At 44.4% G+C, this 15,411-nt stretch carries 17 protein-coding genes; 4 read left to right on the top strand and 13 right to left on the bottom strand.

Annotated elements, in window-relative coordinates:
* Positions 1–505: 505 nt before the first annotated feature.
* The 4 genes from R7F67_RS17935 (at position 506) to R7F67_RS17920 (ending at position 5,006) form a co-directional block, all read left to right on the top strand.
* Complete coding sequence (locus tag R7F67_RS17935) at positions 506–1,081, top strand: sigma-70 family RNA polymerase sigma factor (RefSeq protein WP_042522516.1); 576 nt, start codon at positions 506–508, stop codon at positions 1,079–1,081.
* Entirely contained in the window at positions 1,074–1,805 is a 732-nt protein-coding gene (locus tag R7F67_RS17930) for a DUF3379 domain-containing protein (protein ID WP_005380527.1), read from the top strand. Before R7F67_RS17935 ends, R7F67_RS17930 begins: the two co-directional genes overlap by 8 nt.
* A gap of 297 nt (positions 1,806–2,102) precedes the next feature.
* Positions 2,103–3,380, top strand: coding sequence for an outer membrane protein transport protein (locus tag R7F67_RS17925; protein ID WP_149192451.1), 1,278 nt, complete (start codon positions 2,103–2,105; stop codon positions 3,378–3,380).
* A 309-nt stretch (positions 3,381–3,689) separates the two neighbouring features.
* Positions 3,690–5,006 carry an outer membrane protein transport protein gene (locus tag R7F67_RS17920; RefSeq protein WP_318057300.1) on the top strand — a complete coding sequence of 439 codons (1,317 nt, stop codon included), beginning with the start codon at positions 3,690–3,692 and terminating at the stop codon, positions 5,004–5,006.
* 74 nt (positions 5,007–5,080) lie between these two features.
* Here the strand turns inward: R7F67_RS17920 and R7F67_RS17915 are convergent, their stop codons facing one another.
* From R7F67_RS17915 to R7F67_RS17855, 13 genes are all read right to left on the bottom strand, one after another.
* Positions 5,081–5,854, bottom strand: a complete 774-nt coding sequence (locus R7F67_RS17915) for a VacJ family lipoprotein (RefSeq protein ID WP_005380523.1) — start codon at positions 5,852–5,854, stop codon at positions 5,081–5,083.
* Positions 5,855–6,070: 216 nt separating this feature from the next.
* Positions 6,071–7,285 carry a c-type cytochrome biogenesis protein CcmI gene (ccmI, locus tag R7F67_RS17910; RefSeq protein ID WP_258475841.1) on the bottom strand — a complete coding sequence of 405 codons (1,215 nt, stop codon included), beginning with the start codon at positions 7,283–7,285 and terminating at the stop codon, positions 6,071–6,073.
* Entirely contained in the window at positions 7,285–7,770 is a 486-nt protein-coding gene (locus R7F67_RS17905; protein ID WP_005380519.1) for a cytochrome c-type biogenesis protein, read from the bottom strand. Before R7F67_RS17905 ends, ccmI begins: the two co-directional genes overlap by 1 nt.
* A complete protein-coding gene (locus R7F67_RS17900; protein ID WP_258475843.1) occupies positions 7,767–8,321 on the bottom strand; it encodes a DsbE family thiol:disulfide interchange protein in 555 nt (184 codons plus the stop codon). Before R7F67_RS17900 ends, R7F67_RS17905 begins: the two co-directional genes overlap by 4 nt.
* Before the next feature lies 1 nt (position 8,322).
* Positions 8,323–10,299 (bottom strand): heme lyase CcmF/NrfE family subunit, encoded by a 1,977-nt coding sequence (locus tag R7F67_RS17895; RefSeq protein WP_021034009.1) that lies wholly within the window; start codon positions 10,297–10,299, stop codon positions 8,323–8,325.
* Complete coding sequence (ccmE, locus tag R7F67_RS17890; protein WP_005380516.1) at positions 10,296–10,781, bottom strand: cytochrome c maturation protein CcmE; 486 nt, start codon at positions 10,779–10,781, stop codon at positions 10,296–10,298. The genes R7F67_RS17895 and ccmE overlap by 4 nt, the downstream gene beginning before the upstream one ends.
* Positions 10,778–10,984, bottom strand: a complete 207-nt coding sequence (gene ccmD / locus R7F67_RS17885) for a heme exporter protein CcmD (protein ID WP_318057299.1) — start codon at positions 10,982–10,984, stop codon at positions 10,778–10,780. The genes ccmE and ccmD overlap by 4 nt, the downstream gene beginning before the upstream one ends.
* An 11-nt stretch (positions 10,985–10,995) precedes the next feature.
* Positions 10,996–11,739, bottom strand: a complete 744-nt coding sequence (locus tag R7F67_RS17880) for a heme ABC transporter permease (RefSeq protein WP_005380513.1) — start codon at positions 11,737–11,739, stop codon at positions 10,996–10,998.
* 109 nt (positions 11,740–11,848) lie between these two features.
* A complete protein-coding gene (gene ccmB, locus R7F67_RS17875) occupies positions 11,849–12,517 on the bottom strand; it encodes a heme exporter protein CcmB (protein WP_005380512.1) in 669 nt (222 codons plus the stop codon).
* A 1-nt stretch (position 12,518) separates the two neighbouring features.
* Positions 12,519–13,136: a cytochrome c biogenesis heme-transporting ATPase CcmA gene (gene ccmA, locus R7F67_RS17870; protein WP_005380511.1), complete on the bottom strand. Its 618-nt coding sequence runs from the start codon at positions 13,134–13,136 to the stop codon at positions 12,519–12,521.
* Between the two features lie 289 nt (positions 13,137–13,425).
* Positions 13,426–13,920: a DUF2802 domain-containing protein gene (locus R7F67_RS17865; protein ID WP_025767176.1), complete on the bottom strand. Its 495-nt coding sequence runs from the start codon at positions 13,918–13,920 to the stop codon at positions 13,426–13,428.
* A 13-nt stretch (positions 13,921–13,933) separates the two neighbouring features.
* Entirely contained in the window at positions 13,934–14,428 is a 495-nt protein-coding gene (locus R7F67_RS17860) for a chemotaxis protein CheW (RefSeq protein WP_005380507.1), read from the bottom strand.
* Positions 14,429–14,463: 35 nt separating this feature from the next.
* On the bottom strand, positions 14,464–15,411 hold a 948-nt coding region (locus R7F67_RS17855; RefSeq protein ID WP_318057298.1), incomplete at its 5' end, for a chemotaxis protein CheW.

Genomic DNA, 15,411 nt, shown 5'->3' with positions numbered 1-15,411 from the left:
TGGTCGGAATATCTATAAAACAATTAACTTACGCCAATTGAAAAGTAATCAGTTTCCTGATTAGGAGAAAGTAAAGTCAGCCTTCAAAAGGAAGTGTCATCTTGCTCAACATGTTAGTCGCAATGACTAACGAGATGACAAGGTGTACTATAACCCCTTCACTGCTTGATATTTTGAAATAGATCAATTTTATAGTGATTTTACGAGTTTTAAGCTCACCTAGAGCGATTATTGATTCAAAACAATTCAAGAATCCACCATCAGAAGTCCCTTTTAATGCTCCATCGAGTGAACTTATCCAAGCCATTGATTACTAATGATGATATTGTTAACAATATATATCAATTCGTGTTCGATGATATCTGACATTTGCGTATACACTTTTAGGTAACCACATGGCTTATTGTGTCTAAGGGGTTGCATGACAAATCCTGCAACCAAAACCGCTAAGCGATGAAACAAGTAAAGTCATGCTCAGAACAAGTAAGAAACTCACAGAGCGAGGATGGAGGCTCCTGTGGCCATATTAAAAATGTTTGGAAAGAAAAATTCCAACAGTCCGGTCAACTCTGATATGGACAAGCAAAGAAAATACGAAGCGCTCGTCCGAGGGTATCATCGTGACTTGTACCGCTACGCATATTGGTTGTGCAAAGATAAAGCGGTCGCGGAAGATCTAGTTCAGGAAACCTGTCTTAGAGCTTGGAAGTCACTCGATAGCCTCCAAGACGAAAAAGCTGCCAAGTCTTGGCTCATCACAATATTGAGACGAGAAAATGCGCGCCGCTTCGAACGTAAACAATTTGATTTAGTTGATATCGATGATTACGGCAATGATGCTAAAGTCAGCGATGACCCACATCATCAGCAAGAATGGCTGCAGGCACAGATCATGAAGCTCGATGTTGAATACCGTGAGCCTTTATTTCTCCAAGTTGTCGGTGGTTTCAGTGGAGAAGAAATTGGCGACATTCTTGATTTAAATAAAAACACAGTGATGACTCGACTATTTCGCGCTCGTAATCAACTTAAAGAGATGTTGGATTCTCAAGATACCAAGAGAGGACAAAAGAATGGATGATTTAGAATTTCGTCGTCGTATTTTGTCGGATCCAAAACAAAAGGATGAAGAGATTCTGCAAGCTTTAGCTGGTAGCGACGCCAACAATAAGTTTGTTGATGACGTTTTGGATCTCGATGTAAAAATTAAACAAGCCATGAATGTGGATGTACCCGAAGATCTCGCAGATAAGATTTTATTTAGCCAGACGTCGAGTGCACTTGATGAAGAGAAGGTCGTCAGACCAAACTTTGTCCGCAAAGCAATGGCACTTGCCGCTTCTATTGCGTTCACCGCAGGGTTATTAGTTGGTCAAGTAAACTGGGGAAATGTTTTGGTGTCTCCAGCACAAGCCAGTTTAGCGGATACCGCGATGAAACACGTAATTCATGAAGAACCGTTTGTTCGTCATCTTGATGAGGATGTACCGAGCTCGCAAATTAATGCGAAAATGTCGCCATTTCATTACCAGTTTAGTGAAAACTTTCCATATCACGTTTACTACCTAAACCACTGCGGTTTTGGTGAATCCAATGCGGTGCATATGGTGTTCCAAGGTCCAAAAGGTAAAGTAACGTTATTTATTACTGGTATTCCAAGCGAACAAAGTACCGACTTTAATAAGGATGGCATGACCGGAATCGTTCAGCCCGTTGGGAGTTCAAGCCTGATTTTAGTCGGGGAAGAAGGTGAAAATATTGATGCTATCGCTACGACTCTTGCATCAATGATTAAGCCGATGTAACAACTTCGACGATTTCCAGCCTTCAAAAGGTTAAATGCCGCTAAATGATCTTATTTAGCGGCATTTTTGTATAAATAGAACGCAAAACATTCACCATCGCTATACCATTTAGAGCTTAAACTCTAAATTATGCATTTTAAGTGCAATTTCCCGTCTTTTAGACATCATTTCTGCAATTTTTATTCAATTTTATCCAATGGTCGGATTTGTCCAAGCAATTATTGATACTACTATCTGCGCCACTGAGCAAAAGCTCAATTTATCGTCCAAAGAGACGAATCTAATAAGGAAAAACAAATGACTCAGAACACGCGTCTGTTTAAAAAGACTCTCCTAGCAGTAACGGTAGCTTTTGCCTCAGGTCAATCGATGGCAGCGGGTTTCCAAATCAACGCTCAATCAGCAACTGGCATCGGCCGTGCATTTGCTGGTGATGCAGTAATCGCAGATAATGCAGCAGTAATGGCTCGTAACCCAGCAGCAATGGCTCTGTTTGATAAAATGGAACTTTCGCTAGGTTTCGAAAGCATTACTTCAATGATTGAAGTGAAAGATGCGAAATATTGTGGTTCAACGTGCCAAGTAGCACCAACACTGTTCAAGCCTGTCGACTCAAACTATGACGACGCTGGCGATACTTCTATTGCACCGAACATTCATCTAATCGTTCCTGTAAATGACAAGTTTGCATGGGGCGTAAACGCATACTCTAATTTCGGTACTAAAACAGAATTCGACAATAGCTTTGCGGCAAAAGAATATGGCGGCTTAACTGATGTTAAGAGCGTAAACTTTGGCCTTGCAGGTTCTTACCGTCTCAATGAACAATGGAGCTTTGGTGCTGGTTTAGATTTAATCTACGGCCAAGGTACAATGAAGCGTGAACATGCTGCAATAGGCACACTCGTCGATGTAGACGAAGCTGATGGTTGGGCTGTAGGTTTCAATGTTGGTACTGTGTACGAGCTAGATGAAAACAATCGATTTGGTCTTGCATACCGTCATAGTCCAGAAATGGAAGCAAAAGACGATAAAGGTCAAAAAATCACACTACCTTTACCAGATATGGCCGAGTTCTCCGGCTTCCACAAAATTCAAGACACTAAGTTTGCTGTACACTACAGCATCCAATACATTGGCTGGGAAACTTTCGATCAAATTGAATTCTCTAACTTAAAAGGCTCTCCTCTTGGCTCATCGTACGATAAACAGTACCAGTGGCAAGATGGTTGGCACTACTCGATTGGTGGTACATATTACCTAAGTAATAACTGGACACTTCGTGCTGGTTACATGTACGACACGAGCGCCCAAGCTGACTTAACGTCTGTTTCCGTTCCTGACTCAGATCGCCAATGGTTCTCTACCGGCTTTACTTATCACATTGATAGTAAATCAAATGTCGACTTTGGCTTTACGTACCTAATGGGTAAAGATGTTGAGGTAAATGAATCAACACCTAACCCAATGTACAACCCAAGTGACGCTCAAAGCCCTCAAAATATCTCGAGCTTGTCAGCAACAACACGCGCTGATGCAATTCTATTCGGCTTACAATACAGCCGTAGCTTCTAAACGCTTCGCTGTTAGTTAGTAGAAAAATACTTTATATAAAAGGCTGGATTTCCAGCCTTTTTTCATATCTGCGATTTATTGCTCACTCAATTTGAGTGAACACGTGTATCTAAATCTCACAATTAGGACGCACAGCTGTTCGCTGAATTCCGTTTACAAGCCTTTCACAGTTAGATAATTAAACCACCCAATCAACACTTGAGAGCATAATATTCCAAATGACTACTTATGCTGGATTTTCATTTCTAAAGTAAAAACTCTACCTTTAAACTTTCGTCCCACGTTATAAACAAATCAGCGAACATTCGAATGAAAACCAACAAGACTCTTCTATCAACAGCAGTGGCATTAAGCCTACTTGGCACAACGGGCATGGCTAACGCAGCAGGTTTCCAACTTGCTGAATATTCTGCAACAGGCCTAGGTCGAGCATATGCTGGTGAAGCAGCAATGGCTGACAACGCAAGTGCACAATGGCGTAACCCAGCAATGCTAACTTATTTGGAAGGCACTCAAGTGTCCGTTGGTGCAATCTATGTGAACCCAAATATTGATATTGAAGGTGATGTAAACTTCCACGGTAGCACTTCTTCTGCATCTTCAGATGACTTCGCACATGATGCAATCATTCCAAACTTCTACCTATCACACCAATATAATGAGAAATTCGCAATTGGTTTGGCATTTGGCACCAACTACGGCATGGAAACCGATTTAGGTAAAGGCTTTGGTGCCTCGCACTTCGGTAACGAAGCAAGCGTAACGACAATGGAAGCGAACTTGAACACAGCTTACAAAGTCAATGAATCAATCAGCGTTGGTGGTGGTATCCGTTACATCATCGGCGAAGGCAGCTTTGGCGCAGCAGCTCCTAAGAATAACGTTGTAGGGTTAAACCCTGAAACTAATCAACCAATCAGTGTTCCTCAAGGTACCGCTCTAAAATACATGGAAGGTGACGATACCGCTTGGGGCTGGCAAGTTGGTACAGCATGGCAGATCAATGAAAATAACCGTATCGGCTTCGCGTACAAATCTGAAGTTGAACTGAAGCTTGAAGGCCATGCTGAAGGTCTTGGTTTTGGCTTCGGTACTTCTGAACGCGACAACGGCTACATGTATCTAAACCTGCCTGCAACGGCTGAGTTGGCAAGCTTCCACCAAGTAACAGACCAATTTGCGTTACACGCAAGCGTTAACTGGACGGATTGGAGCTCTTTCGAGAAATTGGAAGCACGTCTAAATACTGCTGGCACGCATATGGTTAAAGTAGAAAACTGGGAAGACAACTATCGCTTTGCTGTTGGTGCTACTTACCAGCTTGATCCTAAGCTAGCGCTACGCACTGGTATTGCATACGATACTTCAGCGGTAAGCGACAAAAACCGCACGATTACTATTCCAGAAACTGACCGTACTTGGCTAAGTATTGGCGCAACGTACGATTGGACGAAAGACTTCAGCCTAGACGCTGGCTTCACCTATATTTTTGCGAAAGACGCACCAATCGTTGAGTCTCGTGGTTACAAGTCAGACGACACTGCAGAACAAGTCGGCGGCCAATTTGTAGGCGAAACTACGGGTAATGTTTGGCTAATCGGTGTTCAAGCAAACTACCGTTTCTAACCAAGCGGCAAAATACAAAAAAGGCTTAGTATCAGCTAAGCCTTTTTTCATTTCTCGATTATGAAGAACAACGCTTAAAAGTCTTCTAGATATTCATCTAAATACTCTTCTTCTTCGATGTTAACTTCTTCTACCGTTTCAACTTCTGCTTTAAAGTTTTGACGCTGGATATAAACATCGCGAGTAAGAATATATGGATCCGGCGACGAGTCTAGCTGCGCTTCTTGCGGTACTAATAAAGCACGCTTCTCCATTCCTTCAAACGCCCACTTACCCAAACTCGCCCAGAAGTTGAGATAAGAGAGGGGTAAATACGTACTATCTACGGTATCTGTCACTTCACGTAAGGTATACGGACCATAACCTGGAACCATGAAGTAAGGACCATTTCCAACACCATAGTGGCCTACCGCATCACTGAACGCTTTCTCGTCGTACTTCGTAATACCCGCGGCACTTGCAATATCGAATAAACCGAAAATACCGAACGTCGAGTTAATCCAAAAACGGTTAAAGTGGTCCACGGCTTTCGTACCATTACCCATGATTAAGTTATTAACCATGCTTGCTGGCTCATCTAAGTTCGATAAGAAGTTAGCGATACCAGAACGAATAGGAACTGGCGTGTATTCTACATACGCAAGTGATACAGGACGAACCAAATACGGATCTAAATATTCGTAGTTGAGTTCCCACATGGTTCGGTTAAAGCCTTCCAACGGGTCATACACATCAGAAGTCGTTTGATTTGTTTCTTGTCCTGTTACTGCTTCATCAGGCGCACTTGAACAGCCAACCAGTCCAACGGCTAACAGCAACAAGAAGGTAGATTTACCCTTGTTATACATTTTATTTTCCATAACGACTATTAATGTACCTAAGTCACCCCGATTAACCATTGTACGTATGTTGAGCAGGATACATAGTAAAGATGACTCAGATATGGGAATAAATAAAGGCCAGCAATCGCTGGCCTTCGGTATTCTACTCGATCGTTTAGAGTCATACCACTAAAGGCAACTGACTCTACCTCGTTGTCATGTTTCAGAGACAGATGTTAACAATTAATACTGCTGATCAATGGTCACTTCTACTGGTGCGCCAAATTCAACGACGTCACTTTCTCCGTGCCAATCTTGATCACGCGTTGCTACGTTACCGTCAGAATCTACACGCACACGGACGATTAGCTTATCGAGTGAAGATAACTTTTGCCCTTGCATCATGGCATTGCCATCATCTAATACGACTGTGCGAGGGAAAGTACCTAGCGGATAACGAGCAGCAGCCACAGGCATCGGGGAGCCATCTGAACGATGTACTGACACAATCAGAACTGCGTTTGGATCCAACTGAGCATTTGGTGCCACATTAATTGTCACTGCTACACTCTTATCCGGTGAAACCGCTTCGCCCATTTGCTTACGAGCACTCTCAATACTGCGTGACAACATCTCGTAGCGACTATCTTCTGGACCAATCATTTGCTGCATGATTCCCCAGTACTTGATGGCTGCCGGGAAGTCTTGACGCTCAAACGCATCGAACGCTAACAAAGAAAACACACGCAGATCGACATAGTCTTGCTGCATCAGCTTGCCGAGTAATGAGCGAGCCGTCGCTTGATCCATTTCCTCTTGAGACAGCATCAGAGCTTGTGCATAACCCAACATCACATCTGGGTCTTTTGGCTCTAGGCGGTACGATTTTTCCATCGCATCGATAGCTGTGGTGACATCACGATTTGCTAACGCAATACGACCTAGCAGTAACCAACCTGTCGAGTCTTCCGGCTGGTAATGTAAGCGAGTTCGAAGGGCAAGGGTCAAATCCGCCATTTCATCGTCACTCAGCGGCTCAGAAGAAGCCGACATCAGCTTTTTCGATAACTTAGGTAGATTTGCAGACACTTCTTGCCATTGAACAATATCGTCTGACGCGCCAAATTTATAATACAAACCATAGCTCAGCACCACCGTCAGAATTACCGATGGAACTAAAACTGCGATTGGAGAAACCTTGGTTTCTTTTTGCGCTCTATCACCAGGGATATCGTCAAGCAGTGATTGCTTTAGATCAGAAATCAGTTCGTCTTCACTTTCAACCAGACCTTCGTCAGTTTCTTCTGCAAGCTCAGATAGTCGGTCTTTATAAAATGCCTTGTTGAGCTCATCGCGTAACACATCATCATTGTTCGCTTTTTGTTTAAGCAGCGGCAAAGCCACCAGCGCACAAGCAATAAGCGTGAGAACAACGGTGGAAATCCAAAATAGTGTCATTACTTCTTATCTCCGTTGTTCTCTTCTTCAAGCAATGCTTTTAAACGAGCTTCTTTTTGCTCATCCCATTGCTCGTCACTGCTCGCTTTTGCCTTAACTTTAGATTTACGGCTACGCAGTACGATCAAACCAAAACCACCCAGTACTACAGCGAGTGGCCCTAGCCACAAAATCGCAGTCGCGACCGTAAATGGTGGGTTGTAAGTCACGAAGTTACCGTAACGGGCGATCATGTAATCAACAATCTCATCTTTGGACTTACCTTCTTTGGTCATTTCGTACACCTTATGGCGTAAGTCCTGAGCAAGTTCAGCGTTAGAATCCGAGATCGTGTTGTTCTGACATTTAGGGCAACGGAGCGTATGGCTTAACTCTTTGAACTGCTGTTCTTGTTCCAAGTTATCGAACTCGTACACTTCAATGGCAGCGTGAGCAGCAAGAGATAATGTCATCGCAGCAAAAACGGCAAGAATTAGCTTTCTCATTGCTTCGCCTCCTCAACCAATTTGTTGTAAAGCGGCTCCAGTGTTTCTGACCAATTACGTGGGTTTACATCCCCTACATGGCGATAGCGAATCACACCATTTGCATCAATAATGAATGTTTCTGGAGCACCATAAACGCCAAGGTCAAGGCCAAGCATACCACTGCCATCAAATAGGCTGATCAAGTACGGGTTGCCGAGATCATTCAGCCAACCTATTGCTTTATTACGATCATCTTTGTAATTCATACCGATGATCTTAACGCCCTTACCCGCCAATTCGTTTAGGTATTTATGCTCTGCATAACACGTTGGGCACCACGTTGCCCAAACGTTCAAGAGCAACGGTTCACCTTTAAAAATTGATTGGTCGTACTGTTTTCCAAGCTCAGCCAGGTCTTCTAAATGAAACTCAGGAACTGGCTTGCCAACCAAAACCGACTCCAATTTAGTTGGATCATCGCCCTCTTGGTTACGCATTAATTGGGTTGCGAAAATGCCCGCTAGAATCATGAAAGCGACAAGCGGAATAAATAAGATTTTCTTATTCATGTTATGCCTCCTGCTCTTTTGACTTCGCATTTTTCTTCGGCGATTTACGGAAGCGGTAGCGTTTATCAGAAATCGCTAGTGCGCCGCCTAATGCCATAATCAAAGAGCCAGCCCAAATCCAACGAACGAACGGTTTATAGTAAATACGAACAGCCCAAGATCGGTTGTCGTCTAAACGTTCACCCATTGCAATGTATAGGTCGCGGCTAATACCACGGTCAATGGCTGCTTCAGTCATCATAGACTTAGCCGTACGGTAGAAGCGCTTCTCTGCGTGAAGCGTATTCACGTATTTGCCATCATGTGTGATCTCAAAGTCTGCGATGTAGCCATCGTAGTTTGGACCATCTTTATCACGCAAGCCTGAGAAGTAGAAATCATAACCTTGAATTTGGAAGTGTTCGCCAGGTGCTAAACGTACATCTCGCTCGATGCTGTAGTTCTGTACCATCGCAATACCGATAACAGATACCGCCAGACCAACATGACCCAACATCATTGCCCAGTGGCTACGTTGCAGCTTGCGAACACCTTCACTAAAGCTATGACGGTGCGTTGCACGCTCGTACAATTCAAAGCCATGCATCGCAATAATCCAAATCGCCATCACCCAACCAATGTAAGCCATGGTTGAGAAGAAATCGGCAAACAGGTACACGCATAGCGCGGCCAAAGCGAAAGCAAGCACACCTGAAACGAGCATTGGTTTCACAAGTTTAGATAAACTGTCTCGCTTCCAGCGAATAAGAGGACCAATACCAAGCAGAAAAGCAAATGGCATCATTAACCACGCAAATAGCATGTCAAAGAATGGCGCACCGATAGAGACCGACCCCAAACCAAGCTGCTTGTGTACGAGCGGCAACAGTGTCCCCACTAACACCACAACAAGAGCGGCGATAAGTAATACGTTGTTGGCTAAGAGCGCATTTTCACGTGAGACTAAGTCGAAGTTACCTCGTACACGCACTGCTGCCCCTTTTACGGCAAACAGCAATAAAGAGCCGCCGATAACGAAAACGAGGAAGCCTAGAATAAACATACCGCGCGACGGGTCAGACGCGAACGCGTGCACCGATACTAAAATACCGGAACGGACTAAGAAGGTGCCCAACAAACTCAACGAAAATGCAGAGATTGCCAATAGTACCGTCCACGCTTTAAATGTGCCGCGTTTTTCTGTGACGGCAAGAGAGTGCATTAATGCGGTACCCGCTAACCAAGGCATGAATGATGCGTTTTCTACTGGGTCCCAGAACCACCAGCCACCCCAGCCAAGTTCGTAGTAAGCCCACCAAGAACCTAGTGCGATACCAAGTGTTAAAAATACCCATGCTGCGGTTGTCCAAGGACGAGACCAACGAGCCCAAGCCGTATCAAGGCGTCCGGTCATTAGGGATGCGATCGCAAAAGAGAACGCAACCGAGAAACCAACATAGCCCATGTAAAGCATTGGCGGGTGAACAATCAAACCAGGATCTTGAAGCAGAGGGTTCAAGTCACGTCCGTCAACCGGGAAGAACGGTAACGTACGTAGGAATGGGTTTGACGTTAGGATGATAAACAGTAGGAAACCCACTGAGATCATGCCCATAACAGCAAGTACACGTGCAACCGACTCTTGCGGCATACCACGACTAAACGTCGCTACAGCGACAGTCCAAGCAGCTTGGATTAAAACCCATAGCAACAGTGAACCTTCGTGCGCACCCCATACTGCGGTTAAACGGTAGTACCAAGGAAGCTGACTATTCGAGTTGCTCGCTACATACTGTAACGTGAAGTCGTTGGTATAAAATCCCCAACATAAAATGGCGAAAGAGAACAACAGCATCAGGAACATAGACCAAGATAGCGGTCGCGCTGTGTTCATGAGCATGGTGTTATTATTCGATGCTCCCCACAATGGCAATACGCTCAACAGCACAGCCATTGCAAGCGAAAGAATGAGAGCAAAGTGACCGATTTCAGCAATCATTGGCCGCTTCCTTGTTTCTGTTCGGTGCTGTATTGAAGCGGTTCATGCGTTTTCTTCATCGCTTCTGCAATTTCTGGTGGCATGTATTCTTCATCGTGCTTCGCTAGGACCTCAAATGCCTCAACTGTCGTGGCATCTTTCAGTACACCTTGAGCAACAATACCCTGCCCTTCACGGAACAAGTCAGGAAGAATACCGTCATAGGTAATCGTCACTTTCGGACCGACATCGTGCAGGTCAAAACTCACTTTCAAAGAATTAGGATCTCGACGAACTGAGCCCACAACCACCATTCCACCGATACGCAGACGCTGGCCTACTTCTGGCTTGGTGCCATCTGGCTTACCATTAACCAATTCCGTTGGAGTGTAGAAAAGGTCCATATTTTGGTTAAGCGCATAAAGTATCAAACCAATGGTGGCACTAATACCGATAAAGATCGCTAGTACAATACCTAGCCTCTTTTTACGTCTCGGGTTCATAAGATGTTCTCCATGTTCTTCGCTGCGTCGATACGAGCTTGACGGTCAATTTTTGCTTTCACTTCTTTCAATAATGCATCACCGCGGCGAAGGCTAGTGATCAGAAGAATCAGCATGGATAAGAAAGTAATACCAAACGCACTCCATACGTATGATGCGTAGCCACCCATGGCAAAAAAGTCGCTCAGAGATTCAAAATGCATAATCAGTTACCTCACTGAGTTTGTTCTGTTGCGAGTTTGCGCACCCAAGGGCGGTGACTTTCTTTACTGATGATTTCGTTACGAAAACGGACCATCGTCACGGCACCAAAGAAGAACGCAAAGCCAAAGATGTTCAGCAATAACGGCCAAAGCATGTCGGATGAAATAGAAGGTTGTTCAAATTTCGTGATCGTCGCACCTTGATGAAGCGTGTTCCACCATTCCACGGAAAAGTGAATGATAGGTAGGTTTACTACGCCTACGATCGCTAAAATACCAGCAGCTTTTGCGGCGGTTTTTTGATCGTCAAACGCATGGTAAAGCGCAATCACACCAAGGTAGAGAAATAGAAGAATCAATTCAGATGTAAGACGGGCATCCCATACCCACCAAGTGCCCCACATAGGCTTGCCCCAAACAGCACCTGTAAGTAGAGCAATAAAAGTAAATACTGCACCAATCGGAGCCATCGCAAGTGCCGCCATATCAGATAGGCGAACTTGCCATACTAGGCCAATAAATGCAGCGATCGCCATCGACATATAAACGCCCATAGACCAAATAGCTGATGGGACATGAATGTAGATGATTCGGAAACTGTCACCTTGTTGGTAATCTGAAGGCGCAAATGCAAGCCCCCAAACCGTACCAACCGATAAGCATACGAGGGCCAATACAGAAAACCAAGGCAGAAACTTACCACTCAAACGATAAGCTGCTTCTGGCTTGGCATAAGGATGTAGCCATTTCCACATGTTTTGTTCTCACTCTTACTTCAGGGACACTGTCTAAAGGGTTGAGACCGTAGCAGTGCTTTAATAATAATTCTTTGATCAAGCGCCGCTTCATTGGCACTTTATTGAGTTAGTTAACACTAACTCGCAATGCGGCACTGATGGCAAAAGGCGTTAATGTCATCGCCCCCATTAGCATCGCACCTAAAATCGCTAGTTGACCGTTATACGCCATACCGAGTGCCGCAGCATCAATTGCCGATGTTGCGAAAATCAAAATTGGGATGTAGAGCGGAAGAATAAGCAAACTCAAAAGAACGCCACCCTTTTGCAACCCAACAGTCAACGCCACACCAATGGCGCCAATAAAACTTAGTGTTGGTGTACCGATCATCAAGGTTAATACAACCGATAGCCAAGTATTGAAGTCGAGCGAAAGTAAAACCGCCAATAATGGGCTAATTAAAATCAGAGGTAACCCTGTTAACAACCAATGTGCTATGACCTTTGAAACCACTACAAGTTGCAATGGAATCGGCATTAGCATCATTTGTTCTAGTGCACCGTCTTGAAAATCATCACGAAATAGACGCTCTAATGATAATAAGGCGGACAGCAATGCGGCAACCCAAACGATGCCCGCTGCAATACGTGCTAACAAATTAGGCTCTGGTCCAATACTCAGAGGAAAGAGAGTAATGACAATAATAAAGAACCACAGCGGGTTCAGAATGTCTGCCTGACGGCGAAATGCGATTAGGAGCTCACGACGAATGATGGTGGTCATCGAGGAAATCATATCAGTCACCCAGCTTTATTTTTCTAAGTTTCGGGCTGTCCGCAAACATATCTTGATGCGTCGTCAACACAACAATACCGCCATTATCAGCATGACTTGCGAACAAAGATTCAAGCACCTTGACACCTTGCTTATCAATGGCAGTCAACGGCTCATCTAAGATCCATAAAATTTGCTTACTGAGCCATAACCTTGCCAATGCGACTCGTCGTTGCTGACCTGCGGAAAGTTGTGCTACAGGCACATCTTCTCGACCAGCTAATCCTACTTGAGTCAAAGCGATAAAGATTTCTTCGTCTGAAGAGCGATTATTTTGAATAGATTGATAAAAACGTAAGTTTTCTAATGCGGTAAGCTCTCGTTTCACTCCTGTTTGATGTCCTAAGAAAAGCAGATCTTGATGGAAAACATCACGAGATTTTTCAACCTCTTCGCCTTTCCATTTAATGACACCTTCTTCTCTATCACCTAACCCTGTCACAATCCGTAGCAATGTAGTTTTACCAGTACCATTACGCCCTTCGATCTGGACCAATTCACCAGGCTTAATTTCAAACTGCAGGTTTTCAAACAGAACCCTTTCATCACGGATTGCTGTCAGGTTAGACACTTCTAACATAGAGCTTCAACTAAAAAATGAACGAGCCGCTATATTAGCACAGCTTAGTTATGACAAAACAGGATAAGAGGGCTAGGTTACATGTAAGTTCATGTATTTTTGTTAATTAATCATCACACTTTAATAAAATTAACTATAAGTAGTTATAAGCGCTCATTTTGAATTTGAGAGGCCAGAACTAAGAGCAAGATCGACTGAAGGTTGTCTAGGGTTGTATTTAAGAAGAGCATTAGAGGCTAAAAACAAAAAAAGAGGCGTAATAACGCCTCTTTTTTTCGCTTGATAACCTTTAGCGTCGACGACGTCCACGCGTTGGATATTCTGAGTCATCTGATGGCTGACCACTTAATGGTGGAATCTTCTCTTTCCCCGCCAGTTTCTTCTGCAGTGAAAGCATCAACTCAGCTTCGGCTTTTGGTAGTTCGCACTCTTCAATCAGCTCGTTGATATCAGCGCCAAGCTGTACCATTTTAGAAGCGCGACTGTACAAGCGACCATCAGTATCAGCGTGTTCGAGTTCGCGAATTCTCTCGTTTAAGTGCTGAATAATGTCTTGTTGCTCGGTCACTTTTTGTCCAAGACCAACAACAACCGAGCGCACTTCGAGTAACTGCTTACTCAACTTTTGCACTTCTTTATCTGCGTGTCGAGATTGAGCTCGTTGTTGATCTAACTGCTTTTGTAACCCCGAGCGAATCCGCAGTTGCAAAACAACCAATACCAACACGATAAAAGCAACGCCACCCGCAAGGAATGGGGCAGATAAAAGAGTCTCTTCAGCCATCATCATTCAGCCATTAAAGGTGAGCCATCTCGTCCCACTCGTCATCTGTTAGCAGCTTGTTCAAATCCACAAGGATAAGAAGCTTGCCGTCACGGTTGCTCACACCCTGGATGAACTTCGCACTCTCGTCGGTACCAACTGAAGGCGTCGTATCAATTTCAGAAGAACGCAGATAAACGACTTCTGCCACGCTATCTACTAAGATACCAATCACTTGACGCTCAGACTCGATCACAATAATACGAGTGTTGTCGGTGACTTCGCCTTCCATCAGGCCAAAACGTGAACGTGTATCGATAACAGTAACTACATTACCGCGTAGGTTGATGATACCAAGTACATAATCTGGTGCACCTGGAACAGGGGCAATTTCAGTATAACGAAGTACTTCACGAACTTGCATTACGTTGATGCCGTACGTTTCTTCTTCTAGCTGGAACGTCACCCACTGAAGAACTTCGTCATTCGATGCATCTTTCTTCACTTCTACTTCAAAAGCTTGAGACATAGTTAATCCTCGTTAATGTCGTTCCCGACTTAAATCTAATTCAGTGATTTGACATCTAAACCGGCGTTTAGCATGTCAATGAGCGCCTGGACATGAATTAAGGCACACATTTTTTCTTTTACCATGCCCGCTAGCCAAGGGCGTTTACCCGCCTGCTCACGCCAGCGAACCTTGCCGATATTAAGCGTTTCAGTCCCCATTAATTGGTTACTGGCCAACCCCCACATGCTCTCACCAAGCATGACGACATATTGGTAGTTATCTTTATAGCTATCATCACGAAGCTTATCTGCCATCACCCATTTCGCGGTATCGACGACATCAAACTGTTGCTCGCGATTTGTTTGTAGCCCCAAATACCAGGCGGGTTTTCCTATCAAATGGTTAAGCTCGCTAATGCGATGAATACCACCTAACTCATCAAGAGGTACAGCAAACGTGACACCATTCACATCAAAGTAAAGAACTTGGAAGTCCTCACTTCGCTTCGTACTCTCCCAGGCCGTTGGTATATCGGAATCTGCTTGTGTTTCGAGTTCAGTATCGACGTTCGATTCTATATTGATACTTTGTTCGATCACTGCGTGAGGTTCATCCACCTCTGGTTGAGCTTCCTCAAAAACTGGCTCATCAATCACCCAGTCCTGTATTTCCTCAACACCCTGAAGCTCAGGCACCTCACTAAAGGTTTGTACCTCAGGCTCAGCCGCTTTTATCTCTGCTGCAATATCAATCGTATTTTGTTCAAGAATACTATCAATATCCAACTCAGCCACTGGGTTGCTTGCTTCAAGCTGACTTAATAGCCTTTGAACATCTTCCAGGTTTGGAGCTTCCAACTCTGGCGGATATGTTTCTTGAAACTGGTACGTTTCTGGCTCCGAGTATTGTAGCTGCAATTCTGGCTCTGGCTCTGGCTCTGGCTCTGGCTCTGGCTCTGGCTCTGGCTCTGGCTCTGGCTCTGGCTCTGGCTCTGGCTCTGG

Source organism: Vibrio sp. YT-17, from assembly GCF_033337375.1.
Classification (GTDB): Bacteria; Pseudomonadota; Gammaproteobacteria; order Enterobacterales; family Vibrionaceae; genus Vibrio; species Vibrio alginolyticus.
Note: the sequence above shows the minus strand (reverse complement) of the source record. Positions and strands in the feature narration are given on the sequence as shown.

Excerpts from the sequence above, each read along its gene's own strand:
- R7F67_RS17935 (WP_042522516.1), top strand. The coding sequence starts at position 506 with ATGGAGGCTCCTGTGGCCATATTAAAAATGTTTGGAAAGAAAAATTCC.
- R7F67_RS17930 (WP_005380527.1), top strand. The coding sequence starts at position 1,074 with ATGGATGATTTAGAATTTCGTCGTCGTATTTTGTCGGATCCAAAACAA.
- R7F67_RS17925 (WP_149192451.1), top strand. The coding sequence starts at position 2,103 with ATGACTCAGAACACGCGTCTGTTTAAAAAGACTCTCCTAGCAGTAACG.
- R7F67_RS17920 (WP_318057300.1), top strand. The coding sequence starts at position 3,690 with ATGAAAACCAACAAGACTCTTCTATCAACAGCAGTGGCATTAAGCCTA.
- R7F67_RS17915 (WP_005380523.1), bottom strand. The coding sequence starts at position 5,854 with ATGTATAACAAGGGTAAATCTACCTTCTTGTTGCTGTTAGCCGTTGGA.
- ccmI (WP_258475841.1), bottom strand. The coding sequence starts at position 7,285 with ATGACACTATTTTGGATTTCCACCGTTGTTCTCACGCTTATTGCTTGT.
- R7F67_RS17905 (WP_005380519.1), bottom strand. The coding sequence starts at position 7,770 with ATGAGAAAGCTAATTCTTGCCGTTTTTGCTGCGATGACATTATCTCTT.
- R7F67_RS17900 (WP_258475843.1), bottom strand. The coding sequence starts at position 8,321 with ATGAATAAGAAAATCTTATTTATTCCGCTTGTCGCTTTCATGATTCTA.
- R7F67_RS17895 (WP_021034009.1), bottom strand. The coding sequence starts at position 10,299 with ATGATTGCTGAAATCGGTCACTTTGCTCTCATTCTTTCGCTTGCAATG.
- ccmE (WP_005380516.1), bottom strand. The coding sequence starts at position 10,781 with ATGAACCCGAGACGTAAAAAGAGGCTAGGTATTGTACTAGCGATCTTT.
- ccmD (WP_318057299.1), bottom strand. The coding sequence starts at position 10,984 with ATGCATTTTGAATCTCTGAGCGACTTTTTTGCCATGGGTGGCTACGCA.
- R7F67_RS17880 (WP_005380513.1), bottom strand. The coding sequence starts at position 11,739 with ATGTGGAAATGGCTACATCCTTATGCCAAGCCAGAAGCAGCTTATCGT.
- ccmB (WP_005380512.1), bottom strand. The coding sequence starts at position 12,517 with ATGATTTCCTCGATGACCACCATCATTCGTCGTGAGCTCCTAATCGCA.
- ccmA (WP_005380511.1), bottom strand. The coding sequence starts at position 13,136 with ATGTTAGAAGTGTCTAACCTGACAGCAATCCGTGATGAAAGGGTTCTG.
- R7F67_RS17865 (WP_025767176.1), bottom strand. The coding sequence starts at position 13,920 with ATGGCTGAAGAGACTCTTTTATCTGCCCCATTCCTTGCGGGTGGCGTT.
- R7F67_RS17860 (WP_005380507.1), bottom strand. The coding sequence starts at position 14,428 with ATGTCTCAAGCTTTTGAAGTAGAAGTGAAGAAAGATGCATCGAATGAC.